A 21,436-nucleotide genomic window follows, 5' to 3' on the forward strand; every position below is an offset into this window, starting at 1 on the left:
ACACCAAAAAATGACAGGAAATTAAAACTTAGTTGCAGTCAAACTCAAACACTCACAGACACTTGCATATATCTCGAAATAACACTTCACCCGCTTTAGCAATACAGCGACTGAAACCTACTCCAGGTGGTAGACAATGACGCCAAACGTACTTTTCAGACAAAAAAAAGGCACCTTTCGGTGCCCTCTATCGCAATGGTTGAAACACTTATATATGTAAACCTAATCTTGCAGCGCAACCGATTGTTCACGCTGACTGGGCATCCCCAGCAATCGCCCGACCTGCTCCAGGTCGGTTTCCCTACGCATCAGCGTAAACAACTCCACCGCCTCAGGGTAATTGCGGGTGAGCATAGCCAGCCATTGCTTCAAACGCCCCGGCGCCTGACGCTCGGTCAGTTGCGCCACCGACTGGGTCCAGAAATCCTGAAGCATGGGTTGCATCTCGGCCCAGGTCATCTCGATCACTTCCTCGCCTGCCCGCGCCGCAGCAATCTGCCGCGCCAGGTCCGGACGCGCGACCAGGCCTCGGCCCAGCATGATATCTTCGGCGCCGCTGACTTCGCGGCAGCGCTTCCAGTCTTCAACGCTCCAGATATCACCATTGGCGAACACCGGTACCTTGACCACGTCTTGTACGCGCGGGATCCACTCCCAGTGAGCGGGCGGTTTGTAGCCGTCAGTCTTGGTCCGCGCATGCACCACGATATGTGCCGCGCCGCCTTCGGCCAGGGCCGTGGCACAGACCAAGGCGCCGTCCGGGCTGTCGAAACCCAGGCGCATCTTGGCGGTGACCGGAATGTGCGCCGGCACGGCACGGCGCACGTGCTCGACGATCTGGTTGAGCAGCTCCGGCTCCTTGAGCAGCACTGCCCCGCCACGGGACTTGTTGACGGTCTTGGCCGGGCAGCCGAAATTCAGGTCGATGACCTGTGAGCCCAGCTCACACGCCAAGGCGGCGTTTTCCGCCAGGCACACCGGGTCGGAGCCGAGCAATTGCACGCGCAGCGGCACACCGGCGGCGGTATGGGCGCCGTGCAGCAGTTCCGGGGCGAGTTTATGGAAATACGCGGGGGTAAGCAGGCGGTCGTTGACGCGGATGAACTCGGTCACGCACCAGTCAATACCGCCGACACGGGTGAGCACGTCCCGCAGGATGTTGTCGACCAACCCCTCCATGGGCGCCAAAGCAATTTGCATGGAAAACACTCAACAAAAATCGTGGCGCAGTTTACTGGGTTTCCCACAGCAACCGTTAACCCCCTGTCAGGGCGGGGCCATAACCGTCGAGAAATTCTGCAGGCATGCGCTTGGGCTTGCCGGTGGACAGTTCGATGCAGACAAAGGTGGTTTGCGCACGCAGCAGGGTCGCACCATCACGCGGGCGGACCAGCTGAAAGCGCCGGGTCATCTTCAGGCGCTGGTCCCAGTCGACGATCCAGGTGGCCAGTTGCAGTTCATCGCCTTCGTAGCCGGCGGCCAGGTAGTCGATCTCATGGCGCACCACTGCCATGGCACGGTCTAGGCGGCGATACTCGGTCAGGTCCAGGCCCAGCCGCTGGGAATGACGCCAGGCGCAGCGCTCCAGCCAGGACACATACACCGCGTTGTTGGCGTGCCCCAGGCCGTCGATATCTTCAGGGGCCACCTGCAGATCGATGATAAACGGCGTTGCCAAATCCCAGCCCATGCCTTGCTCCCGGTCGATTAACGTATCCGGGGCAGTGTATCAGGCCGTTTGCCGCGCCTGTAGACGACGGCCGGCCAGCAGCACCAACACAGCGTCGATCACGCGCGGATCGGCCAGCACTTTCTGGTGACCGCCCTGCTCCAGGCGCAGCAGACGGCTGTCAAACCAGACTTCGTGAATAGCTTGAGAGGCTTTGACCGGGACGAACGTATCGTCTTCGGCGTGCACGATCAGGCCAGGGATATTCATCTGGTAATGGGCCACATCCAGATGCTTAAGCGGCATGCCAAAGGTTTGCTCAACCTCTTGGATGAACGCCGAGCGTGCCCGCGCCGGCAAACCGACCATTTTGGTGAAGCCCCGCAACACATCCAGAAAGCGTGACGGTGCGGCAATGCTCACTAACGCCTCGGTGCGCAAGCCCAACTGCACCGCCAGCATCGCACTGGCACCCCCCATGGAATGACCGATCACCGCATGCAGCGGCGGCAACTCGGCAGCGGCTTCGAGCATGGCACGGGCAAACAGCAGCACATGGGCTTCACGCCCTGGCGAACGGCCATGGGCGGGACCGTCGAGGGCAATCACCGAGTAACCGTTGTCGACCAATGCCGTGATCAGGCTGGCGAATTGAGTGGGCCGCCCTTCCCAACCGTGCATCAACAACACCGCAGGCCCCTGGCCCCAGCGCAAGGCGGACAGACCGAAGCGCAAGGTGATACGCTCCGACAGCGCCAGCAGCGGCAGCTCCCAGTCACGCGGCGGCAGGTCGCGGGGTGTCATGAAGGCGCGGCGCATCTTGTTGGCCACCGTTTGCGGCGCCAGGTGCCCCAGGGTGCCGTTGAAGCGACGAATCCAGGTTAACGTGCCCATCATGACAGCCCTCTTCTAGCGCACGGCCGACTTGGCGGCGCGCAGCACACGGTCAGACAACTCACCCGGCCCCAAGGCGCGGGCCAAGGCCAGGCCACCGATCATCAGCGCCATGTCCGCCAGGGCTTTGTCGGTGTCTTCAGGGCTGGCGGCGAGTTGCGCGGCCATCAGCTCGCAATGCTCGTTCAGCGCTTGGCGGAACTCATCCGGCAGGCGGCTCATCTCACCGACGGTCGCCGGGATCGGGCAGGCCTGGGCGGTTGAGTCACGGTGCTTGCGCGACAGGTAGAACGCCGCCACCAGGCTTCTGCGCTCCTCTCCGGTCAACTGGGCGTCCATGTCATCAATCGACGCACGACGCTTGGCCAGGAGCTGAGTGAAGGCCTCCAGCATCAGTGCGTCCTTGCTTTCGAAGTGCGCGTAGAAACCACCGACGGTCAGCCCCGCCGCGCCCATGACCTCACCCACACTCGGTTCGGCCGGGCCGCGCTGGATCAACGCGGCGCTGGCGGCCTGCAGAATGCGTTCGCGGGTTTGCGCTTTTTTATCGCTCATCATTGCCTCCGATGTTCATGGGTTGAATATTATTACCATAATAATATTTGACAAGCCACAGGCGTGACCGCTGGTCAGAAGAGAAGAAGGGGATTAAAGAGAGATTTGGCCAAACGCCAGACAAACAAAAGGGCCATTCAATAATTGAATGACCCTTAAAAATCCCGCAGAGCGGGTAATCGTGGCGTCCCCTAGGGGACTCGAACCCCTGTTACCGCCGTGAAAGGGCGGTGTCCTAGGCCACTAGACGAAGGGGACACAAACCTTCTGTACACTGATCAGGCTGAGACTGATCGATCCAAGGACGGTGTGGCCGGAACCTTGGAACTGTAAATTGGTGGAGCTAAACGGGATCGAACCGTTGACCTCTTGCATGCCATGCAAGCGCTCTCCCAGCTGAGCTATAGCCCCGTATTTTTCGTCTCGCGACGCAGCAGGCCTTGCGAACTGCTTGTTGAAACTGGCGTCCCCTAGGGGACTCGAACCCCTGTTACCGCCGTGAAAGGGCGGTGTCCTAGGCCACTAGACGAAGGGGACAAAACCTTCTGTACAACTGATCAGCGCTGAGAACTGATCGATTCAAGGACGGTGTGGCCAGACCTTGAACCTGTAAATTGGTGGAGCTAAACGGGATCGAACCGTTGACCTCTTGCATGCCATGCAAGCGCTCTCCCAGCTGAGCTATAGCCCCTCATCGGTGAGGACGGGGCGAATCTTAATGGCGCTTTGGAAGTGTGTCAAATTTATTTTCAACATTTTCCAAAATTTTTTGCCGGGATAACAATCACTTACCGTCGAAACCCCGGAAAACCGGGGTTTCGACGTTTCAACCGCGTGCTTAAGCGATAGCGCCCAGCAGCTTTTCCCACTCTTTGTTTTCTTTCTTCGACACACCACCAAGCAAATCAAGGGCTTGGCGCAGACGGAAACGGGTCAGGTCCGGGCCGAGGATTTCCATCGCATCCAGCACCGACACCGAACTGGCCTGCCCGGTGATCGCGGCAAACATCAACGGCATGGCATCGCGCAATTTCAGTTCCAGGGATTCCACCACCGCCTGGATCGTCGCGGTGATCGCATCTTTCTCCCACTGGCGCAGGCTTTCCAGCTTCCACAGGATCAACTGCATCAGCTGGCGAACCTGGTCACCGGAGAGTTTCTTCGACTCGAACAGCTTAGGATCCGGATTAACGCCCCCGGCAAAGAAGAAACTGGCCAACGGTGCGACCTGGCTGAAGGTCTCCACCCTGCCCTGCACCAGCGGCGCGATCTTCATCATGTATTCGGGGTTCAGTGCCCACTGCTGCACACGGCTGGCGAATTCTTCCACCGGCAGGTCACGCAGCCACTGGCCGTTGAGCCACGACAGTTTCTCGATGTCGAAGATCGGCCCGCCGAGCGACACACGGGACAGATCAAAATTGTCGACCATTTCCTGCAACGAGAACTTCTCGCGCTCGTCCGGCATCGACCAGCCCATGCGGCCCAGGTAGTTGAGCATTGCTTCCGGCATAAAGCCCATGCGCTCGTAGAACGTCACCGAGGTCGGGTTCTTGCGCTTGGACAGCTTGCTCTTGTCCGGGTTACGCAGCAGCGGCATGTAGCACAGCTGCGGCTGTTCCCAGCCAAAGTACTCGTAGAGCAGGATCAGTTTCGGCGCCGATGGCAACCACTCTTCGCCGCGCAGCACGTGGGTGATGCCCATCAGGTGGTCGTCGACCACGTTGGCCAGGAAGTACGTCGGCAGGCCGTCGGTCTTCATCAGCACTTGCATGTCCATGCGGTCCCACGGGATCTCGACGTCACCGCGCAGCATGTCCGGCACCACGCAGACGCCTTCGCTCGGCACCTTCATGCGGATCACGTGAGGCTCGCCGGCGGCCAGGCGCTGGGCCACTTCTTCTTTCGACAACAGCAACGCGCGGCCGTCGTAGCGTGGAGTTTCGCCACGGGCCTGTTGCTCGGCGCGCATCTGGTCCAGTTCTTCTGCTGTGCAGAAGCACGGGAAGGCATGGCCCATGTCGACCAGTTGCTGGGTGTACTGCTTGTAGATGTCGCTGCGCTCGCTCTGGCGATACGGGCCGTGCGGGCCGCCGACGTCCGGGCCTTCGGCCCAGGTAATGCCCAACCAGCGCAGGGCATCGAAAATCTGCTGTTCCGACTCGCGGGTGGAACGCAGTTGATCGGTGTCTTCGATCCGCAGGATGAATTCACCGCCGTGCTGCTTGGCAAAGCAGTAGTTGAACAAGGCGATGTAAGCAGTGCCGACGTGGGGATCCCCAGTGGGCGATGGCGCGATGCGCGTGCGGACGGTGGTCATGGCAGGTCTCGAATGGGCGATAAAACTGAAAATTGAAACAAGGGGCGAATGGTAACAGCCCGGAGCACCCGGGCTCCAGCCTCACACCGCCAGCAGGCGCTCCCGCAACTTGCCAATCTCGTCCCGCGTCTGCGCCGCCGCCTCGAACTCCAGGTCCCGCGCCAACTGGTACATCTTCTCTTCCAACTGGCGGATGCGCTTGGTGATCTCACTCGGCGAGCGCAATTCGTTCTCGTACTTGGCGCTTTCCTCGGCTGCCTTGGCCATGCCTTTGCGCTTCTTGCTGCGCGAGCCCGGCACGGTGGCGCCTTCCATGATGTCGGCAACGTCCTTGAACACGCCCTTGGGCGTGATGCCATTTTCCAGGTTGAACGCAATCTGCTTGTCGCGACGGCGCTGGGTCTCACCAATCGCCCGTTCCATGGAACCGGTAATGCGGTCCGCGTAGAGAATCGCCCGGCCATTGAGGTTCCGTGCCGCACGCCCGATGGTCTGGATCAACGAGCGTTCAGAGCGCAAAAAGCCCTCTTTGTCCGCATCGAGAATCGCCACCAGCGACACTTCCGGCATGTCTAGGCCTTCACGCAGCAGGTTGATGCCCACCAGCACATCAAAGGTGCCCAGGCGCAGGTCGCGGATGATCTCCACGCGTTCCACGGTGTCAATGTCCGAGTGCAGGTAGCGCACACGCACGCCGTGATCGGCCAGGTAGTCGGTCAAGTCTTCGGACATGCGCTTGGTCAGCGTGGTGACCAGCACCCGCTCTTCCAGGGCCACACGCTTGGTGATTTCCGAGAGCAAGTCGTCGACCTGGGTCAGCGCCGGGCGGATTTCGATTTCCGGGTCGACCAAACCAGTCGGCCGCACTAGTTGCTCGATCACGCGGCCGGCATGCTCGGCCTCATAGTTGCCCGGCGTGGCGGACACAAAGATAGTCTGCGGGCTGATGGCCTCCCACTCATCAAAGCGCATCGGCCGGTTATCCAGGGCCGAGGGCAGGCGGAAACCGTATTCCACCAGGGTTTCTTTACGCGAACGGTCGCCCTTATACATCGCCCCCACTTGCGGCACGCTGACGTGGGACTCGTCGATCACCAGCAGCGCGTCAGGCGGCAGGTAATCGTAAAGCGTCGGCGGCGGCGCGCCGGATTCACGGCCCGACAAGTAGCGCGAGTAGTTTTCGATGCCATTGCAGTAGCCCAGCTCCAGGATCATCTCCAGATCGAAGCGGGTACGCTGCTCCAGGCGCTGGGCTTCCACCAGCTTGTTGTTGGAACGCAGGTACTCCAGGCGCTCGGCCAACTCGACTTTGATGCCCTCAATGGCGCCCATCAGGGTTTCACGCGGCGTCACATAGTGGCTTTTCGGATAGAAGGTGAAGCGCGGCAGCTTGCGGATCACCTCGCCGGTCAACGGGTCAAAGGCCGACAGGCTCTCGACTTCGTCGTCGAACAGCTCGATGCGGATCGCTTCCAGGTCGGATTCCGCCGGGTAGATGTCGATCACATCGCCACGCACGCGGAAGGTGGCACGGGCAAAGTCCATGTCGTTGCGGGTGTATTGCAGGCTGGTCAGGCGGCGCAACAGCTCGCGTTGGTCGAGTTTGTCGCCGCGATCGACGTGCAGCACCATCTTCAGATAGGTTTCCGGGCTGCCCAGGCCGTAGATGCACGACACGGTGGTGACGATGATCGCGTCCTTGCGCTCCAGCAAGGCCTTGGTCGCCGACAGCCGCATCTGCTCGATGTGGTCGTTGATCGACGCATCCTTCTCGATAAAGGTATCGGAGGACGGCACGTAGGCTTCGGGCTGGTAGTAGTCGTAGTAGGAAACGAAGTACTCCACCGCGTTGTTCGGGAAGAACGCCTTGAACTCGCCGTAGAGCTGCGCCGCCAGGGTCTTGTTCGGCGCCAGCACCAGGGTGGGCCGGTTGATCTGCGCAATGACGTTGGCGATGCTGAAGGTCTTGCCCGACCCGGTCACCCCGAGCAGGGTCTGATGCGCCAACCCGGCTTCGATGCCTTCGACCATCTGGCGAATGGCTTCCGGTTGATCGCCGGCGGGTTCAAAGCGGGTGACGAGCTGGAAATCCGACATAACGTACCTCGTGAAGTCACCCCAGACTCAAAACCGCCAGGGACGAAATAGCTCAGCAACCCGCGAATAATCATCGCAGGTTGCAGGAAAAAACCATGATAGCTGTAGAAGTGGTGGCGAATGTGACGGGTTTCAAGGCAATCGTCCTACACGCCTTTACCGATCAATGTTGCAATAAGACTAACGGTCAGCAAATAAACCGAAAAACTTGGCCGAAAAGCCGTTTCGGCTGTCGCCTCAGGCGGTGATGGTCTCTATACTAACTCCCCGTTTGTGCACCGCTCTAGTGCATTCGGCTGGAGCGCGACACGTCCCTCCTACCCCCCATAGAGCTGCCGCAAAAATGAGCCTGTTCTCCGCTGTCGAAATGGCACCACGCGATCCAATCCTGGGCCTCAACGAAGCATTCAACGCCGATACACGAACCACCAAGGTCAACCTTGGCGTGGGCGTTTACTGCAACGAGGAGGGGAAGATTCCACTCTTGCGTGCCGTTGCCGAAGCGGAAGCCATTCGCGTGGCGCAACACGCCGCCCGTGGCTACTTGCCAATCGACGGCATCGCGGCTTACGATAAGGCCGTGCAAACCCTGCTGTTCGGCGCTGAGTCGCCACTGCTGAACGCTGGCCGCGTCACCACCGTGCAAGCGGTAGGCGGCACTGGCGCGCTGAAGCTGGGTGCTGACTTCCTCAAGCAGCTGCTGCCAAACGCCGTCGTCGCCATCAGCGACCCGAGCTGGGAAAACCACCGCGCCCTGTTCGAAACCGCCGGTTTTCCGGTGCAGAACTACCGTTACTACGACGCCGCCACCCACGACGTGAACCGTGCCGGCCTGCTCGAAGACCTCAACGCCCTGCCGGCCCAGTCCATCGTGGTGCTGCACGCGTGCTGCCACAACCCGACCGGCGTCGACCTGAGCCCGACCGACTGGCAGAACGTGCTGGACGTGATCAAGGCCAAGAACCTGGTGCCGTTCCTCGACATGGCCTACCAGGGCTTTGGCGACGGCATCCACGAAGACGCTGCCGCCGTGCGCCTGTTCGCTGAATCGGGCCTGACCTTCTTTGTGTCCAGCTCGTTCTCCAAGTCGTTCTCCCTGTACGGCGAACGTGTGGGCGCACTGTCCATCGTCGGCGACTCCAAGGAAGAAAGCGCGCGCATCCTGTCCCAGGTCAAACGCGTGATCCGCACCAACTACTCCAACCCGCCGACCCACGGCGCGGCGGTCGTTGCAGCGGTACTGAACAACCCTGAACTGCGCGCCCAGTGGGAAGCCGAACTGGCCGAAATGCGCCTGCGCATCCGTGGCATGCGCGAGCAGATGGTGGCCGAACTGGCCAAGGCTGCTCCCGGCCACGACTTCAGCTTCGTCGGCCGCCAGCGTGGGATGTTCTCCTACTCCGGCCTGACCGTTGAGCAAGTCACCCGCTTGCGCAGCGAGTTCGGCATCTACGCCCTCGACACTGGCCGTATCTGTGTGGCGGCGTTGAACCAGTCGAACATTGATGCAGTCACAAAGGCAATCGTTCAGGTGCTGTAAACCTGCAGCTGTTGCACCAGAAGGGGAAGCCGATGGCTTCCCCTTTTTCGTCTCCAGCCCCTAGACTGAACCTTGACCGCCCCTTTGCTGTGAGAATGCTATGAGAAACGACGACCTGGACCTGCGCGCCGACCGCGACGAACTGCATGACTACGCCCCACGCGCACCGCAACCCAAGCGCCAGAAAAGCCTGGTGCTGCAAGTGGCACTGGGTGTGTTCCTCGGCGGCCTGGCGCTGTGGCTGGTGCAATTGGGTGCGACCGCACTGATGGCGAAGCTGGCGATGGGCACCCTGCAATTGGGCGGCTAAGTCGCACGAATCGCCCCCTGCTCCTCTAACAACTTCACAAAACTGTTCAAACTCTGCGACACCGTCCCTCGCCGCCAGATCAGCCAGGTGTGCAGGATCCGGAAGTTGTCCGTCAACGGCCACACGCTCACCGCCGTCGACCCCGGCATGCTGTCGAGCATGCTGCGTGGCATCAGCGCCAGGCCCGCGCCGGCGCTGACGCAGGCGAGCATGCCGTGGTAGGACTCGATCTCGAAGATCTTGCCCGGCACCGCGCCGTCCTGTGAAAACCAGCGCTCAAAGTGGTGCCGGTACGAACAGTTGGAACGAAAGGTGTAGATGTTCTCGCCATTCACATCCTGGCCGCGCTTGATGGGTGAGTGATGCAATGGCGCAATCACCACCATCTCCTCTTCAAACACCGCCACGCCTTCCAGGGTGGAATGCAGCACCGGTCCGTCGACAAACGCAGCCGTCAAACGCCCGGACAATACGCCTTCGATCATGGTGCCCGAAGGCCCGGTACTCAGGTCCAGCTCGACCTTGGTGTGTTTCTGGTTGTACGCCGCCAGCAGTGCCGGGATACGCACCGCCGCCGTGCTTTCCAGCGAACCCAGGGCAAACGCGCCTTGGGGCTCCTCCCCCGCCACGGTTGCGCGGGCTTCCTGCACCAGGTCAAGAATGCGCCGCGCATAACCGAGGAAGTTCCAACCGGCCGGTGACAGCCGCAGGCGGCTTTTCTCGCGGATGAACAACTCCACACCGAGGTCCTGCTCCAGTTGCTTGATGCGCGTCGTCAGGTTCGACGGCACCCGATGAATCAACTGCGCGGCGGCGCTGATGCTGCCTTGCTCGGCAACGGCCTTGAAGATTTCGAGCTGCACCAAGTCCAAATCATTCTCCAATCGTGAACGTATTGCTTAATATTATTCAGTTTCCAGAAAAGAGATAGCCCCGTAGGCTGAACCCAACTTAATTCCCTCAGCAGGACGGTGCCATGAACGCGACTACCCACGCCCTCTCGATCAACCCGGCCAACGGCGAAACGGTCGGCAGCTACCCGTATGAAACCGCGCAGCAACTGGACGCCGCCCTCGACCGCTCCACCCTCGCCTTCCGCGCCTGGCGCCGCCAGCCCGTCAGCCAGCGCGCAGAGTTGCTGCTGAGCCTGGCCAGCGCCCTGCGCGAACAAGCCGAAGACATGGCGCAGATGATCACCCTGGAAATGGGCAAACCCATCGCCCAGGCCCGTGCCGAAATCGAAAAATGCGCGCAACTCAGCGAATGGTACGCCGCCCATGGCCCGGCCATGCTCGCCCCGGAACCGACCCTGGTGGACAACGGCAGCGCGCAGATCGAATACCGCCCGTTGGGCCCGATCTTCGCCGTGATGCCGTGGAACTTCCCGGTGTGGCAAGTGCTGCGCGGTGCGGTGCCGACGATGCTGGCCGGCAACACCTACGTACTCAAACATGCGCCGAACGTGATGGGCAGCGCCTATCTGATCCAGCTGGCGTTCCAGAAGGCCGGTTTCGCCGATGGCCTGTTTGAAGTGGTCAACGTGACCAACGACGGCGTGTCCAAAGCCATCGCCGACCCGCGCATCGCCGCCGTCACCCTCACCGGCAGCGTGCGTGCCGGCATCGCCATCGGCTCTCAGGCTGGCGCTGCACTGAAAAAATGCGTGTTGGAACTGGGCGGTTCCGACCCGTTCATCGTGCTCAACGACGCCGACCTCGACGCCGCCGTGCAAGCCGCACTGATCGGGCGCTTCCAGAACAGCGGCCAAGTCTGCGCCGCCGCCAAACGCCTGATCATCGAGGAAGGCGTGGTAGAAGCCTTCACCGCCAAGTTCCTGGAGGCCAGCCGTGCCTTGGTGATGGGCGACCCGACGTCAGCCACCACCTACATCGGCCCGATGGCGCGCTTCGACCTGCGCGACGAGTTGCACGGCCAGGTCCAGGCCACCCTGGAAGAAGGCGCGACCCTGCTGCTGGGCGGCAATAAAGTACCCGGCGCCGGTAACTACTACGAGCCGACCGTACTGGCAGGCGTCACCGACCAGATGACCTCGTTCAAACAGGAACTGTTCGGCCCGGTCGCTTCGATCATCACCGCCCGCGACGCCGACCATGCGGTGGCCCTGGCGAATGACAGCGAGTTCGGCCTCACGGCGAGCATCTTCACCACCGACCCGGCCAAGGCGCGCGACATCGCCAACCAGCTGGAAACCGGCGGCATCTTCGTCAACGCCTTCAGCGTTTCCGACCCACGGGTGGCGTTTGGTGGGGTGAAAAAGAGTGGTTTCGGCCGCGAGCTGTCGCACTTTGGCGTGCGGGAATTCTGCAACGCGCAGACGGTGTGGCTGGACCGCAAGTAACACGCAGGGGTGGCGCGGGCACGGGTCGTGGCTATCGCCCCCCCAGCCCCGCCACCAAGGCTTCCAGCACCACACTGACCTTGGGCAACGCCTGGCGATTCCTGACCCAGGCCAGCCTGATCGCAGCCCCCTCGGTGGCCAGCTGCGGCAGCACCTCAACCAGCTTGCCTTCCTCCAGCGATGGCCGGACCACCCACGACGGCAGTTGCACGATCCCACAACCGGCCAACGCAGCCTGCATCAAGCCATCGCCATTGCCGATCACCAGGTGCGGCGCCATCTGCCAGCGCCGTGCAGCGCCCTGTTCACCGGCGAAGTTCCAGGGGCTGACGCGTCCGTCCACCCAACCGTAGGCGAGGCACTGATGCCGTTCAAGCTCACGCTCGCACGTCGGGGTGCCATGGTTCGCCAAGTAATCCGGCGAGGCACACAACGTATGCCATTCGTGCGCGAGCACACGCTGTTCGATCGTTTCTGGCCAGCCCTGCGCGTCACCGACACGCACCACCAGATCCACCCCCTCCTTGAACGGGTCCACTAACCCGTCGCTGAAGGAAATGTGCGGCACCAAGGACGGAAAAGCCTGCAGCAAAGGCAGCAGCACCGGCAACACCCGCACGCGTCCAAACACATTGGGCAGATCAATGCGCACACGTCCACGCGGCTCGCTTTGCTCCGCGCGCAGCGACAGCTCGGCCTCCTCCAGGTCAGCCAGCACCCCCGTACAGGTACGGTAAAACGCCACGCCGGCCTCGGTGAGGGACAAGCGCCGCGTTGTGCGCAGGAACAGTCGAGCGCCCAGGCGCGTTTCGAGCCGCGCGATGCTTTTGCTGATGGCCGAGGCAGTCAGGCTCATTTTCTCGGCAGCGGCGGTAAAGCTGCCGTAGTCCGCGACACATACAAACACATCAATCCCTTTCAAGCGTTCGGAAGAAAACATGCACGCCCCGCATTTGTGAATTCAGGTCAGCCAAGCTGGTAATTAACATCCTAAATCAGAATTCAACTCAACAGTAAGCTAGGGCCAATGAACCGGTACTGAGGCTCGGATGCTGACCACGCTGAAAAACTACCCCTTGACCGTCAATCTGCTTCTGAGTGCTTCACTGGTGTTGACCCTCGCCAGGGCAATCACCTTGCCCTATCTGGTGATCTACCTGTCGAGCCAGTTCGAATTGGGCGTCGCCGACATCGGCCTGGTGATCGGCAGTTCGCTGATCCTCGGCTCATTGTTGAGCCTGTACGGCGGTTTCCTGGTGGACAGCCAGCCAGGTTACCGCTTGATCCTGGGCTGCTGCGCAGTGTTCACCTGCGGGTTTCTCGGAGCGTTTGCCGCACGGGACCTGTGGGTGTTCTACGCCTGCCTGGTCGCGATCAACCTGGCGTACGCCGTCATTGATATCGCGGTCAAATCAGGATTTGGCCGGCTACTGCCTGTCGATGCGCGCAGTGAAGCATTTTCGATCAAATACACCCTGACCAACATCGGCTACGCCGTCGGCCCTTTTCTCGGCGCGGGATTGGCCGCGCTCGCCATCAGCCTGCCCTTCCTGGCGTCGGCGATACTGGGCACCGGTTTTTTTATCGTTTACGCCGTGTGGGGTGACAAGCACGCAATGCCCGTGGACACAAGCCAGCCCGGCGCGCCGTTCCTGGCGGTTGGCAAAGTGCTGCTCAGTGATTACCGGCTGGTGTGTTTTACCCTGGGCGGAGCACTCAGTGCCGTGGTGTTCGGCCAATTCACCGCTTACCTCTCGCAATATCTGATCGTCACCACGACACCTGAAATGGCTTACCGGATAATCAGCAGCGTGGTGGCCACCAACGCGCTGATGGTGATCAGCCTGCAATACGTGATCGGCAAGCGAATCACCCATCAGCAGTTGAATCTGTGGCTCGCAGGTGGATTGGGCATGTTTATCGTCGGCCTGGCGGGGTTCGGCTTGTCCACCTCGCTGATGTTCTGGGTGGTATCCATGGTGGTCTTCACGCTGGGAGAGATCATCGTGTTCCCTGCCGAGTACATGTTCATCGACATCATCGCCCCCGATCATCTGCGGGGCATGTACTACGCTGCGCAAAACCTGGGCAACGTTGGCGCGGCTCTGGGCCCGGTGCTGTGCGGGATGGTCTTGGCGACACACCCCGCCCACACCATGTTCTACATGCTCGCGCTGTTCGTTATCGCCGGCGGGTTGCTCTACAGCCTCGGTGCGTCGCTGGCAGCCAGGGTGAACGCTCCCACCTGAACCTCAGCAACGGACATGCCGACGCACGCACTGCACCAACCCGTCCAGCGCCTGCGATTTGACCGGCGCGAGCACGCAAACCGTGTGCTCGCGCTCGTCTTCCTTGACCGTCAGGGTGTAATGCACCTGGCCCGGATTACCGGGCGCAGGTGCATGGCTTTGCGGCAATTGAAAGAAATCGCACGCCTCGACAAGCCGCCGCAGTTCCTGCTGGTCTTGTTCCGGCAGCGCGTCCAACTCCACCGTCTGTGGCGTGGCCAAGCCCGGAAAATAACCGGGGCCGCCGTTTTCCTTGATCGAAATTTGCATGGCTTTTCCTCACGTCAGACAGAAATGCCGACCGCCTTCCAACCGTCCTTGACCGCCTTCTGTTCATCCTTGTTCGCGCCGTAGAGGCGGCCTGCAACATCGTAAGTGATGCGCGCAAAGCGCAGGAACCCCGAGTTGGGCCGCAGCCGCGCATCCCGCAGCGCGTCGTACCAGATACGCCCGGCCCGCTCCCAGGCGAACCCGCCGAGCTTGGTCGCCACCTGATAGAACGCATGGTTGGGGATACCGGAATTGATATGCACCCCGCCATTGTCCTCGTAGGTGTGCACAAAATCATCCATGTGCCCCGGCTGAGGGTCCTTGCCCAGCAGTTTGTCGTCAAACGCCGTGCCGGGGGCTTTCATCGAGCGCAGGGCGGTGCCTTTGATCTTTTGGGTGAACAGTCCTTTGCCGATCAGCCAATCAGCGTCTTGCGCGCTTTGCTTCAAGGCATACTGCTTGATGAGCGAGCCGAACACATCCGACAGTGACTCGTTCAACGCTCCGGACTGATTGAAATACATCAGCTTGGCCTCGTCCTCGGTGACGCCATGGGCCAACTCATGGCCAATTACGTCAAGCGCCACCGTGAAGCGGTTGAACAACTGCGCATCCCCATCGCCAAACACCATCTGGGTCGAGTTCCAGAACGCATTGTTGTAGTTCTGGCCAAAATGCACCGTGGCGTCCAGCGCCATACCGGCGTCGTCGATGGAGTTGCGATCAAAGACCTGGTCGAAAAAATCGAAGGTGGCGCCCAAGCCCTCGTAGGCTTCATCCACCGCGGCATCCCCGCTGGCGGGCTGCCCCTCACCACGCACCAGCGTGCCCGGCAGGCTGTCGGTGCCCTCGGCGCTGTAGATCGAGCGGCGCTTAACGGCGCCCATGGCCAGGGCCATGTGCGCCGGTCCTTTGGCAGGTTCGGCGACCATGCGCAACGAGCGGAAGGTTGTGTCTTTGGCGCGGGTGCGCAAGGCGACCTCACGTTGCGCTTTGTCGCCGTTGCGCGCGATCTGGTCGAGCATATAGGGCGGGATCAGGCAGAAAATCGGATGGCGGTGCGGCTGACGAACACACATGGGCTGGCTCCAGCTGGCAGGTGAAAACGTTCGGGTCATCGATTCAGGATAGTCCCCAGGGGTTAACGCATATCATCAATTGTCATTAACCTATGTTGCAGTCGTGTTTATCCAAGGAGGACTGACCGATGCCAGCACGTAAAACCAAAATCGACCTTGCATACCGCCCCAGGCTCGCTGACCTGAGCCCGTTGATCGCGCCAAGCCCCACGTTGTTGGAGGCACGGGCGGCGACGCCACGCGTCACCCCCGCCAAAGACTTGAAGGGCCGGCGCGGCTACGCCGAGGACTTTCTCGGCAGCTTCGGGGTGCCCTGGCCCACGGTGGAAGAGGCCTTGGCGGGGGATGCACAGAAGCGCCTGGACTACACGCACTTTTCGATCACGATGTCACGCGCCAAGCGGCTTGCGCTGTATGTGGGCGTCAACATCGATGGTGGTCAGCACGTCGACATCATTCGCAGCAACGACGCCTGGGCCTATGACGGCCGCTTACCCATCGATGCGCAGGTGGGCGAAGCGCTGTATGCCAGCAATGGCCTGGATCGCGGCCACCTGGTCCGCCGACAAGACCCCAACTGGGGCGACGAGGCGCAAACCGCCAACCTCGACACCTTCCATTTCACCAACTGCTCGCCGCAGATGAGCGGGTTCAACCAGAAGACCTGGCTGGAGCTCGAAGACTACATCCTCGATAACACCCAACGCTGGAAAGCCCGCGCCACGGTGTTTACCGGCCCGGTGTTCGCCGACGACGACCGAGTGTACCGAGGCGTGCAGATCCCCAAGGCGTTCTGGAAAGTGGTCGCCTACCTCAGCGACAACGGCAAGCCTAGCGCGACTGCCTACATGATTGACCAGAGCCGCGAACTGGGCCAGCTCGACCTGGTGTTCGGCCAGCTCAGGACCTACCAGCGCAGTGTGATCCAGATAGAGCGCCTGACCGGGCTACGCTTCGGCAACCTGGCCGACTACGACGGCTTCAGCAACGAAGAGCGCGCCACCGGCACGCGGATTGAAGCGCTGATACAGGGGCCTGAAGACATTCGCCTATGACCCTCGCCCTCATTGCGCATTGATGTAATGAAACTGCGCCTGCGACTTCTCAACCGCCGCACGCACCTGCTCTTTCTGTGCGTCGGTGCCCGAGTAGTAGATCTGCAAACCCTTCAAGTCCTGCCCTTCGACGGCTTTGCCGATCACGGCCACGTCGACCGGCGTGCCGGCCCCCATGATCAAGAAGAACACATCGCCCAAGCGCTTGGTATTCAGCAATTCGCTCCTGAGGCTGGCCGCGTTTTGGTCACCGGCCAGGGAAATCGCCAGGGTGTCGCCGAACATACCGCTTTTGGGGATGCTCATCGTGTGCAAGCGCAGCTTGTCTGAGTCCGCGGGCATCGACTTGACATAGGCGGTGGAGGCCTCGTCGAGAATCTGCTTTTCAGATTTACCCTGAGTGGCACAACCGGCAAGGGTGGCGATAAGGAGGAGCGCGACAAATGATTTCACGGTGTATTCCTTGTGATAAAGCGATCCATGGGCTGCGCATCATAGGAGCCTCACCGCCAGAGAGCTACCGTTGAGTTCACGACCTCCCGTTCAACCGCGCGATCGACTACCATACCGCGCCGGTTCCCAAACGGGACTAATAGGGAATCCGAAGCGCGGTACACCCGCGTCAATCGGAACTGCCCCCGCAACTGTAGGTGCTGAGCCTGCTCCCTGATGCCACTGGACCTTGTCCGGGAAGGCCGGAGCTTGGCGACGACGCATCAGTCAGGAGACCTGCCGGCCCAAGCTCAATGACTAACCGGCGGGGTGTCCGGGAAGGACATTCTTGCCTGCCTCTATCCTATTGCAGCGTTCAAGGGTGTATTTCCGAACGGCACGCACGCTTCACTCGGAGATTGCCCCATGCTGCCACGCGTTACCGCCCTGCTTACCGGCCTGGGGTTCTGTGCCCTGGCCCAAGCCGCGCCCACCCACTACCCGCTGACCGTGGAAAACTGCGGCAGCACCCTAACCTTCCAGCAAGCCCCGGCCCGCAGCGTGACCATCGGGCAGGCCGCCACCGAGATGCTCTACGCCTTGGGCGTGGGCGACAAAGTAGTCGGCACTTCGCTGTGGTTCAACAACGTGTTGCCGCAGTACAAGGCGCAGAACGACAGCATCGAACGCCTGGCCAACAATGAACCTAGCTTCGAAGCCGTGATCGCCAAGCGCCCGCAGCTGGTGGCCGCCGAGCTGGAATGGGTGGTCGGGCCGCAAGGCGTGGTCGGCACCCGCGAGCAATTCCATGAACTGAAGATCCCCACCTACCTGCTGCCCTCCGACTGCGAAGGCAAGGACAACCTGGTGGGCGCCGACGGCACGCGGCTGGAGCCGTTCCGCATCGAGACGATCTATAAAAGCATCAGCCAACTCGCCGAGATCTTCGACGTGCAGGCGCGTGGCCAACAGTTGAACGACGAACTCAAGGCGCGCCTGGCCAAATCAGTCGCCACCGTGCAAAGCAAAGGTCTCAAGCAAGCCAGCGCGTTGGTGTGGTTCTCCAGTTCCGAGATGGCCAGCGACCCTTATGTGGCCGGCCACAAGGGCATTCCGCAATTCATGCTGGAAACCCTCGGTTTGCATAACGTCGTGCAGTCGGACGAAGAGTGGCCCGCCGTCGGCTGGGAAACCCTCGCCAAGGCCAACCCGACCGTGCTGGTGATCGCGCGCATGGACCGTCGACGCTACCCCGCCGACGACCATGAAAAGAAACTCGCCTTCCTGCGCAGCGACCCGGTGACCCGCAACATGGACGCGGTGAAAAACAACCGCATCATCATCCTCGACGCGCTGGCGCTGCAAGCCAGCATCCGTACGTTCGACGGGCTTGAACAACTGGCCACGGCCATCGACGGCTACGACCTGTCCAAATGATCCGAACCCTACTCGCCCTGGCCCTGCTGCTGGCTGCTGTATTGGCTGGCGTGGCCATCGGCGAAACCGCCATCTCGCCGCAGGTGGTACTCCAAGTCCTCGCCAATAAACTGTGGGCGGCCGGTTATGTGCTCGACCCGATCGACGAAGGCGTGGTGTGGAACTACCGCCTCACCCGCGCCCTGGTCGCCGCCGCGTGTGGTGCTGGGCTGGCGACCTGCGGCGTGATATTGCAATCGCTGTTGCGCAACCCGCTGGCCGATCCGTACCTGTTGGGCATCAGCGCCGGCGCCTCGACCGGCGCGGTGCTGGTGGCGTTGATGGGCGTGGGCGGCGGTTTGATCTCGTTGTCGGCGGGCGCGTTTGTCGGCGCCATGGCCGCGTTTGCGCTGGTGATCCTGCTCGCGCGCGCCAGCGGTTCGGCCCGCGGCACCGGCCAGATCATCCTGGCGGGCATCGCCGGGTCGCAGCTGTTCAATGCGCTCACCGCGTTCCTGATCACCAAATCCGCCAGTTCCGAGCAGGCACGCGGCATCATGTTCTGGTTGCTCGGTAACCTCAGTGGCGTGCGCTGGCCTTCGGTGTGGCTGGCGGTGCCGGTGGCGGTTGCAGGCTTGGCGGTGTGCCTGTGGCACCGTCGCGCCCTGGATGCGTTTACCTTCGGCAGCGACTCGGCGGCGTCCCTCGGCATTCCGGTGCGCCGGGTGCAGTTTGTGCTGGTGGGCTGCGCGGCGTTGGTGACGGCGGTGATGGTGTCGATTGTCGGCTCCATCGGGTTTGTGGGGCTGGTGATTCCCCACGCCGTGCGCCTGTTGCTTGGCACCGGGCATTCGCGCTTGCTGCCGGCCAGTGCGTTGGGTGGCGCGTTGTTTTTGATTGCGGCGGATGTGCTGTCGCGCACCTTGATCAAGGGCCAGGTGATTCCGGTCGGTGTGGTCACGGCGCTGGTCGGTGCGCCGGTGTTTGCGCTGATCCTCATTGGTCGGAGGAATGCGCGATGACGGTTTTAAGCTGCACGGGGTTGGGCTTCAAGGTGCGTGAAGCGCAGTTGCTGAGCGACATTCATCTGGACGTTCAGCCGGGCGAAACCCTCGGTATCGTCGGGCCGAACGGCTCCGGCAAATCCACCTTGCTCAAGTTGCTCGCCGGGCTGCGCACCCCAGCGTCCGGCGAAGTGCTGCTGGGCGGCCAGCGCCTGGGCAAGCTGTCGCGCCGCGCCATCGCGCAACAACTGGCGGTGGTGGAACAGCAGGCCGACACCGACGACGCCATCCGCGTGTTCGACGCCGTGGCGCTGGGCCGCACACCGTGGTTGTCGGCGCTGAGCCCGTGGTCGAATGAAGACGACGTCATCGTCAACCAGGCCCTGCACGACGTCGACGCCACCCACCTGAGCCATCGCGTCTGGCGCAGCCTCTCGGGCGGTGAGCGCCAACGCGTGCACATCGCCCGTGCGTTGGCGCAGCGGCCGCAGATCCTGTTGCTGGATGAACCGACCAATCACCTGGATATCCAGCATCAGCTGGGCATTTTGAAGGGGGTGCAAGGGTTGCCCGTCACCACCTTGATTGCCCTGCATGATCTGAATCAGGCGTTGACCTGTGATCGGCTGGCGGTGCTGGATCACGGGCGGTTGGTGGCGTTGGGCAAACCACTTGAGGTGTTGACGCCGCAGCGTTTGCAGGAGACGTTTGGGGTGCAGGCGCATTACCTCACAGACCCGTTTGATGGGGCGCAGATATTGCGGCTACGCCCAAACTGATCAATATATCCCACTGTAGAAGCCGGCTTGCCGGCGATAGCGCCAGACCTGCTTGCCTCTCTGTTTGCTGATACACCGCCATCGCCGGCAAGCCAGCTCCTACAGTGGGTGGTGTTAGAGGGTTCGCTGCATATGCGTCGTGCGCCACACCGGGTCCGCGTCCACATCCACCACCTCGAACCCCTGCCGAAGCCAAAAATCAATCGCCCCCGGCAAAAACGGATGGGTGTGCAGGTACATCACCGCGACCCGATCTGCTTTGGCCAGCGCCTCCAGCGCACGGTACAACTCGCCCGCCAGACCAAAGCGGCGAAACGCCGGCAGCACAAACAGGCGCACCACCTCCACGGTCTTGCGGCCCTGGTAATTCAACTGCGGGAAACGCTCGTCATAGGGCAGATAGCCGATGGCTGCGACGATCTGGCCCTCATCACGCGCGATCAAAAATCGTCCATCGCCGTGCAGATAGATCGCCTCGAACTGCGCCAAGTCCGCTGGCATCCCCGTCGCACTGAGCTTGGGGAAAAGCTCGGCACGGGCTTGCAGCACGAACCTCAATACCTCAGGGATATCCGCCGCAGCGGCCACCTGAATGATCGGGCTTGAACTCATGCAACGGCTATCTGCGTAATCCCTACCACCTGCGCCTGCTCCAGAATTTCATCCGGGCTCGCATCCGCGGGCGGCAGGATCAAGCCATTCTCGGCGTCGCCGAAATGCAGCTGCAGCAAATGCAACGCCGCTTCATGCACGGATAGCTGGGGTTGCTTGAGTTCGAACACATGGGAGCGGGGTTCGTTGTTGAACAAGTAGTCGAGGGTGTATTCGCGCATGGGGGAGTCCTTTTTATAGAATTAGAGCAACTGATTAACCTGACTAATCGATCAAGTTTTAAGTTCCCAATCCATTTGCGCGTTCATAGCGAAGGTAACCGTGGGAGTCTGTCCCCACCGCGATAAACCCTGCACATTCATACATCCGCCGGGCAGGGTTGTCTGGGCGCACGCTTAAACTCAGGTGAGTGCAGCCGCTGCCCAACGCCGCAACCCCATAGGCATCCAGTAATGCCCGACCTATCCCCTTGCGCCGATAAGCTTCACTGACATTGATCGTGTAGAGCTCGGCGAAACTGTCCTCGGGTCTCCATAGCGAATACCCGACAAATTGACCGTCGAGCACCGCTACCGTGAGCAGCTCGAAGTTATCGACCCACAGAGCGAGGTTGCGCTCCACCTGCGAGCGCCAGCCGGCTTCGTGAGTGGGCTCCCACTGTTGGATGTAGGCCAACTCGCCTCGGTAGATTGACGGGAGGTCGGTGACAATCGCCGGGCGTAGGCTAAGTGAGTTCACAGGCACGTTTGTTCCTTGG

At 61.4% G+C, this 21,436-nt stretch carries 22 protein-coding genes, 4 tRNA genes and 1 riboswitch; of the genes, 8 read left to right on the top strand and 18 right to left on the bottom strand.

The annotated features are described in order from the left end of the window. Positions 1 to 222: 222 nt before the first annotated feature. The 10 genes from ACP7EW_RS03575 to uvrB form a co-directional block, all read right to left on the bottom strand. On the bottom strand, positions 223 to 1,200 hold the full coding sequence (locus ACP7EW_RS03575; RefSeq protein WP_426215348.1) for a tRNA dihydrouridine synthase: 978 nt from the start codon (positions 1,198 to 1,200) through the stop codon (positions 223 to 225). A 55-nt stretch (positions 1,201 to 1,255) separates the two neighbouring features. Then, positions 1,256 to 1,690 (bottom strand): acyl-CoA thioesterase, encoded by a 435-nt coding sequence (locus ACP7EW_RS03580; RefSeq protein ID WP_033901813.1) that lies wholly within the window; start codon positions 1,688 to 1,690, stop codon positions 1,256 to 1,258. Positions 1,691 to 1,729: 39 nt separating this feature from the next. Beyond that, the gene (locus tag ACP7EW_RS03585) at positions 1,730 to 2,563 is read right to left on the bottom strand and encodes an alpha/beta hydrolase (RefSeq protein WP_426216378.1); all 834 of its coding nucleotides are present in this window, start codon (positions 2,561 to 2,563) and stop codon (positions 1,730 to 1,732) included. 15 nt (positions 2,564 to 2,578) lie between these two features. After that, on the bottom strand, positions 2,579 to 3,118 hold the full coding sequence (locus ACP7EW_RS03590; protein WP_010209050.1) for a TetR/AcrR family transcriptional regulator: 540 nt from the start codon (positions 3,116 to 3,118) through the stop codon (positions 2,579 to 2,581). A gap of 182 nt (positions 3,119 to 3,300) precedes the next feature. Then, positions 3,301 to 3,376, bottom strand: a tRNA-Glu gene (locus ACP7EW_RS03595). Between the two features lie 77 nt (positions 3,377 to 3,453). Continuing rightward, positions 3,454 to 3,529: transfer RNA gene (locus tag ACP7EW_RS03600), tRNA-Ala, on the bottom strand. 50 nt (positions 3,530 to 3,579) lie between these two features. Beyond that, positions 3,580 to 3,655, bottom strand: a tRNA-Glu gene (locus ACP7EW_RS03605). Between the two features lie 78 nt (positions 3,656 to 3,733). Next, positions 3,734 to 3,809: transfer RNA gene (locus tag ACP7EW_RS03610), tRNA-Ala, on the bottom strand. Between the two features lie 147 nt (positions 3,810 to 3,956). Next, positions 3,957 to 5,438 (bottom strand): glutamate--tRNA ligase, encoded by a 1,482-nt coding sequence (gltX, locus tag ACP7EW_RS03615; RefSeq protein ID WP_015884987.1) that lies wholly within the window; start codon positions 5,436 to 5,438, stop codon positions 3,957 to 3,959. 81 nt (positions 5,439 to 5,519) lie between these two features. Beyond that, on the bottom strand, positions 5,520 to 7,535 hold the full coding sequence (gene uvrB / locus ACP7EW_RS03620) for an excinuclease ABC subunit UvrB (protein WP_010209048.1): 2,016 nt from the start codon (positions 7,533 to 7,535) through the stop codon (positions 5,520 to 5,522). A gap of 343 nt (positions 7,536 to 7,878) precedes the next feature. On the opposite strand from uvrB, the gene ACP7EW_RS03625 reads away from it, so the two are divergent. Both ACP7EW_RS03625 and ACP7EW_RS03630 read left to right on the top strand, forming a co-directional pair. Further along, positions 7,879 to 9,075 carry an amino acid aminotransferase gene (locus ACP7EW_RS03625; RefSeq protein ID WP_426215350.1) on the top strand — a complete coding sequence of 399 codons (1,197 nt, stop codon included), beginning with the start codon at positions 7,879 to 7,881 and terminating at the stop codon, positions 9,073 to 9,075. 100 nt (positions 9,076 to 9,175) lie between these two features. Continuing rightward, the gene (locus ACP7EW_RS03630) at positions 9,176 to 9,385 is read left to right on the top strand and encodes a hypothetical protein (RefSeq protein WP_038845570.1); all 210 of its coding nucleotides are present in this window, start codon (positions 9,176 to 9,178) and stop codon (positions 9,383 to 9,385) included. On the opposite strand, the gene ptrR is transcribed toward ACP7EW_RS03630, so the two are convergent. Then, entirely contained in the window at positions 9,382 to 10,257 is an 876-nt protein-coding gene (gene ptrR, locus ACP7EW_RS03635; protein WP_426215353.1) for a putrescine utilization regulator PtrR, read from the bottom strand. The genes ACP7EW_RS03630 and ptrR overlap by 4 nt on opposite strands. Positions 10,258 to 10,361: 104 nt before the next feature. On the opposite strand from ptrR, the gene ACP7EW_RS03640 reads away from it, so the two are divergent. Further along, on the top strand, positions 10,362 to 11,744 hold the full coding sequence (locus ACP7EW_RS03640) for an aldehyde dehydrogenase family protein (RefSeq protein ID WP_426215355.1): 1,383 nt from the start codon (positions 10,362 to 10,364) through the stop codon (positions 11,742 to 11,744). A 31-nt stretch (positions 11,745 to 11,775) separates the two neighbouring features. Here ACP7EW_RS03640 and ACP7EW_RS03645 read toward each other — a convergent pair whose 3' ends face one another. After that, positions 11,776 to 12,684: a LysR substrate-binding domain-containing protein gene (locus ACP7EW_RS03645; protein WP_426215357.1), complete on the bottom strand. Its 909-nt coding sequence runs from the start codon at positions 12,682 to 12,684 to the stop codon at positions 11,776 to 11,778. 109 nt (positions 12,685 to 12,793) lie between these two features. Here ACP7EW_RS03645 and ACP7EW_RS03650 point away from each other — a divergent pair, with 109 nt between their 5' ends. Then, entirely contained in the window at positions 12,794 to 13,993 is a 1,200-nt protein-coding gene (locus ACP7EW_RS03650) for an MFS transporter (protein ID WP_426215359.1), read from the top strand. A gap of 3 nt (positions 13,994 to 13,996) precedes the next feature. Here the strand turns inward: ACP7EW_RS03650 and ACP7EW_RS03655 are convergent, their stop codons facing one another. Further along, positions 13,997 to 14,302 (bottom strand): protealysin inhibitor emfourin, encoded by a 306-nt coding sequence (locus ACP7EW_RS03655; protein WP_426215360.1) that lies wholly within the window; start codon positions 14,300 to 14,302, stop codon positions 13,997 to 13,999. Positions 14,303 to 14,316: 14 nt separating this feature from the next. Beyond that, entirely contained in the window at positions 14,317 to 15,381 is a 1,065-nt protein-coding gene (locus ACP7EW_RS03660) for a M4 family metallopeptidase (protein WP_426215362.1), read from the bottom strand. 128 nt (positions 15,382 to 15,509) lie between these two features. On the opposite strand from ACP7EW_RS03660, the gene ACP7EW_RS03665 reads away from it, so the two are divergent. After that, entirely contained in the window at positions 15,510 to 16,436 is a 927-nt protein-coding gene (locus tag ACP7EW_RS03665; protein ID WP_426215364.1) for a DNA/RNA non-specific endonuclease, read from the top strand. Positions 16,437 to 16,445: 9 nt separating this feature from the next. On the opposite strand, the gene ACP7EW_RS03670 is transcribed toward ACP7EW_RS03665, so the two are convergent. After that, positions 16,446 to 16,889: a hypothetical protein gene (locus ACP7EW_RS03670; RefSeq protein ID WP_426215366.1), complete on the bottom strand. Its 444-nt coding sequence runs from the start codon at positions 16,887 to 16,889 to the stop codon at positions 16,446 to 16,448. A gap of 103 nt (positions 16,890 to 16,992) precedes the next feature. Next, positions 16,993 to 17,187, top strand: a riboswitch (cobalamin riboswitch). A 107-nt stretch (positions 17,188 to 17,294) separates the two neighbouring features. Here ACP7EW_RS03670 and ACP7EW_RS03675 point away from each other — a divergent pair. Genes ACP7EW_RS03675 through ACP7EW_RS03685 form a run of 3 tightly spaced genes read left to right on the top strand, consistent with a single transcriptional unit; the run spans position 17,295 to position 20,067 of the window. Then, complete coding sequence (locus ACP7EW_RS03675; RefSeq protein ID WP_426215368.1) at positions 17,295 to 18,305, top strand: ABC transporter substrate-binding protein; 1,011 nt, start codon at positions 17,295 to 17,297, stop codon at positions 18,303 to 18,305. After that, positions 18,302 to 19,306 carry a FecCD family ABC transporter permease gene (locus ACP7EW_RS03680; protein ID WP_426215370.1) on the top strand — a complete coding sequence of 335 codons (1,005 nt, stop codon included), beginning with the start codon at positions 18,302 to 18,304 and terminating at the stop codon, positions 19,304 to 19,306. Before ACP7EW_RS03675 ends, ACP7EW_RS03680 begins: the two co-directional genes overlap by 4 nt. Then, positions 19,303 to 20,067: an ABC transporter ATP-binding protein gene (locus ACP7EW_RS03685; protein WP_426215372.1), complete on the top strand. Its 765-nt coding sequence runs from the start codon at positions 19,303 to 19,305 to the stop codon at positions 20,065 to 20,067. Before ACP7EW_RS03680 ends, ACP7EW_RS03685 begins: the two co-directional genes overlap by 4 nt. A gap of 114 nt (positions 20,068 to 20,181) precedes the next feature. Here the strand turns inward: ACP7EW_RS03685 and ACP7EW_RS03690 are convergent, their stop codons facing one another. Genes ACP7EW_RS03690 through ACP7EW_RS03700 form a run of 3 tightly spaced genes read right to left on the bottom strand, consistent with a single transcriptional unit; the run spans position 20,182 to position 21,354 of the window. Then, the gene (locus ACP7EW_RS03690) at positions 20,182 to 20,679 is read right to left on the bottom strand and encodes a GNAT family N-acetyltransferase (protein WP_426215373.1); all 498 of its coding nucleotides are present in this window, start codon (positions 20,677 to 20,679) and stop codon (positions 20,182 to 20,184) included. After that, a complete protein-coding gene (locus tag ACP7EW_RS03695) occupies positions 20,676 to 20,900 on the bottom strand; it encodes a hypothetical protein (RefSeq protein WP_426215375.1) in 225 nt (74 codons plus the stop codon). Before ACP7EW_RS03695 ends, ACP7EW_RS03690 begins: the two co-directional genes overlap by 4 nt. A gap of 58 nt (positions 20,901 to 20,958) precedes the next feature. Beyond that, positions 20,959 to 21,354 carry a GNAT family N-acetyltransferase gene (locus tag ACP7EW_RS03700; protein ID WP_426215377.1) on the bottom strand — a complete coding sequence of 132 codons (396 nt, stop codon included), beginning with the start codon at positions 21,352 to 21,354 and terminating at the stop codon, positions 20,959 to 20,961. Between the last annotated feature and the right edge of the window lie 82 nt (positions 21,355 to 21,436).

This window comes from Pseudomonas sp. DWRC2-2 (assembly GCF_049897885.1).
In the GTDB taxonomy this organism is placed as follows: domain Bacteria; phylum Pseudomonadota; class Gammaproteobacteria; order Pseudomonadales; family Pseudomonadaceae; genus Aquipseudomonas; species Aquipseudomonas azotoformans_A.

Excerpts from the sequence above, each read along its gene's own strand:
- ACP7EW_RS03575 (WP_426215348.1), bottom strand. The coding sequence starts at position 1,200 with ATGCAAATTGCTTTGGCGCCCATGGAGGGGTTGGTCGACAACATCCTG.
- ACP7EW_RS03580 (WP_033901813.1), bottom strand. The coding sequence starts at position 1,690 with ATGGGCTGGGATTTGGCAACGCCGTTTATCATCGATCTGCAGGTGGCC.
- ACP7EW_RS03585 (WP_426216378.1), bottom strand. The coding sequence starts at position 2,563 with ATGGGCACGTTAACCTGGATTCGTCGCTTCAACGGCACCCTGGGGCAC.
- ACP7EW_RS03590 (WP_010209050.1), bottom strand. The coding sequence starts at position 3,118 with ATGAGCGATAAAAAAGCGCAAACCCGCGAACGCATTCTGCAGGCCGCC.
- gltX (WP_015884987.1), bottom strand. The coding sequence starts at position 5,438 with ATGACCACCGTCCGCACGCGCATCGCGCCATCGCCCACTGGGGATCCC.
- uvrB (WP_010209048.1), bottom strand. The coding sequence starts at position 7,535 with ATGTCGGATTTCCAGCTCGTCACCCGCTTTGAACCCGCCGGCGATCAA.
- ACP7EW_RS03625 (WP_426215350.1), top strand. The coding sequence starts at position 7,879 with ATGAGCCTGTTCTCCGCTGTCGAAATGGCACCACGCGATCCAATCCTG.
- ACP7EW_RS03630 (WP_038845570.1), top strand. The coding sequence starts at position 9,176 with ATGAGAAACGACGACCTGGACCTGCGCGCCGACCGCGACGAACTGCAT.
- ACP7EW_RS03640 (WP_426215355.1), top strand. The coding sequence starts at position 10,362 with ATGAACGCGACTACCCACGCCCTCTCGATCAACCCGGCCAACGGCGAA.
- ACP7EW_RS03645 (WP_426215357.1), bottom strand. The coding sequence starts at position 12,684 with ATGTTTTCTTCCGAACGCTTGAAAGGGATTGATGTGTTTGTATGTGTC.
- ACP7EW_RS03650 (WP_426215359.1), top strand. The coding sequence starts at position 12,794 with ATGCTGACCACGCTGAAAAACTACCCCTTGACCGTCAATCTGCTTCTG.
- ACP7EW_RS03655 (WP_426215360.1), bottom strand. The coding sequence starts at position 14,302 with ATGCAAATTTCGATCAAGGAAAACGGCGGCCCCGGTTATTTTCCGGGC.
- ACP7EW_RS03660 (WP_426215362.1), bottom strand. The coding sequence starts at position 15,381 with ATGTGTGTTCGTCAGCCGCACCGCCATCCGATTTTCTGCCTGATCCCG.
- ACP7EW_RS03665 (WP_426215364.1), top strand. The coding sequence starts at position 15,510 with ATGCCAGCACGTAAAACCAAAATCGACCTTGCATACCGCCCCAGGCTC.
- ACP7EW_RS03675 (WP_426215368.1), top strand. The coding sequence starts at position 17,295 with ATGCTGCCACGCGTTACCGCCCTGCTTACCGGCCTGGGGTTCTGTGCC.
- ACP7EW_RS03680 (WP_426215370.1), top strand. The coding sequence starts at position 18,302 with ATGATCCGAACCCTACTCGCCCTGGCCCTGCTGCTGGCTGCTGTATTG.
- ACP7EW_RS03685 (WP_426215372.1), top strand. The coding sequence starts at position 19,303 with ATGACGGTTTTAAGCTGCACGGGGTTGGGCTTCAAGGTGCGTGAAGCG.
- ACP7EW_RS03690 (WP_426215373.1), bottom strand. The coding sequence starts at position 20,679 with ATGAGTTCAAGCCCGATCATTCAGGTGGCCGCTGCGGCGGATATCCCT.
- ACP7EW_RS03695 (WP_426215375.1), bottom strand. The coding sequence starts at position 20,900 with ATGCGCGAATACACCCTCGACTACTTGTTCAACAACGAACCCCGCTCC.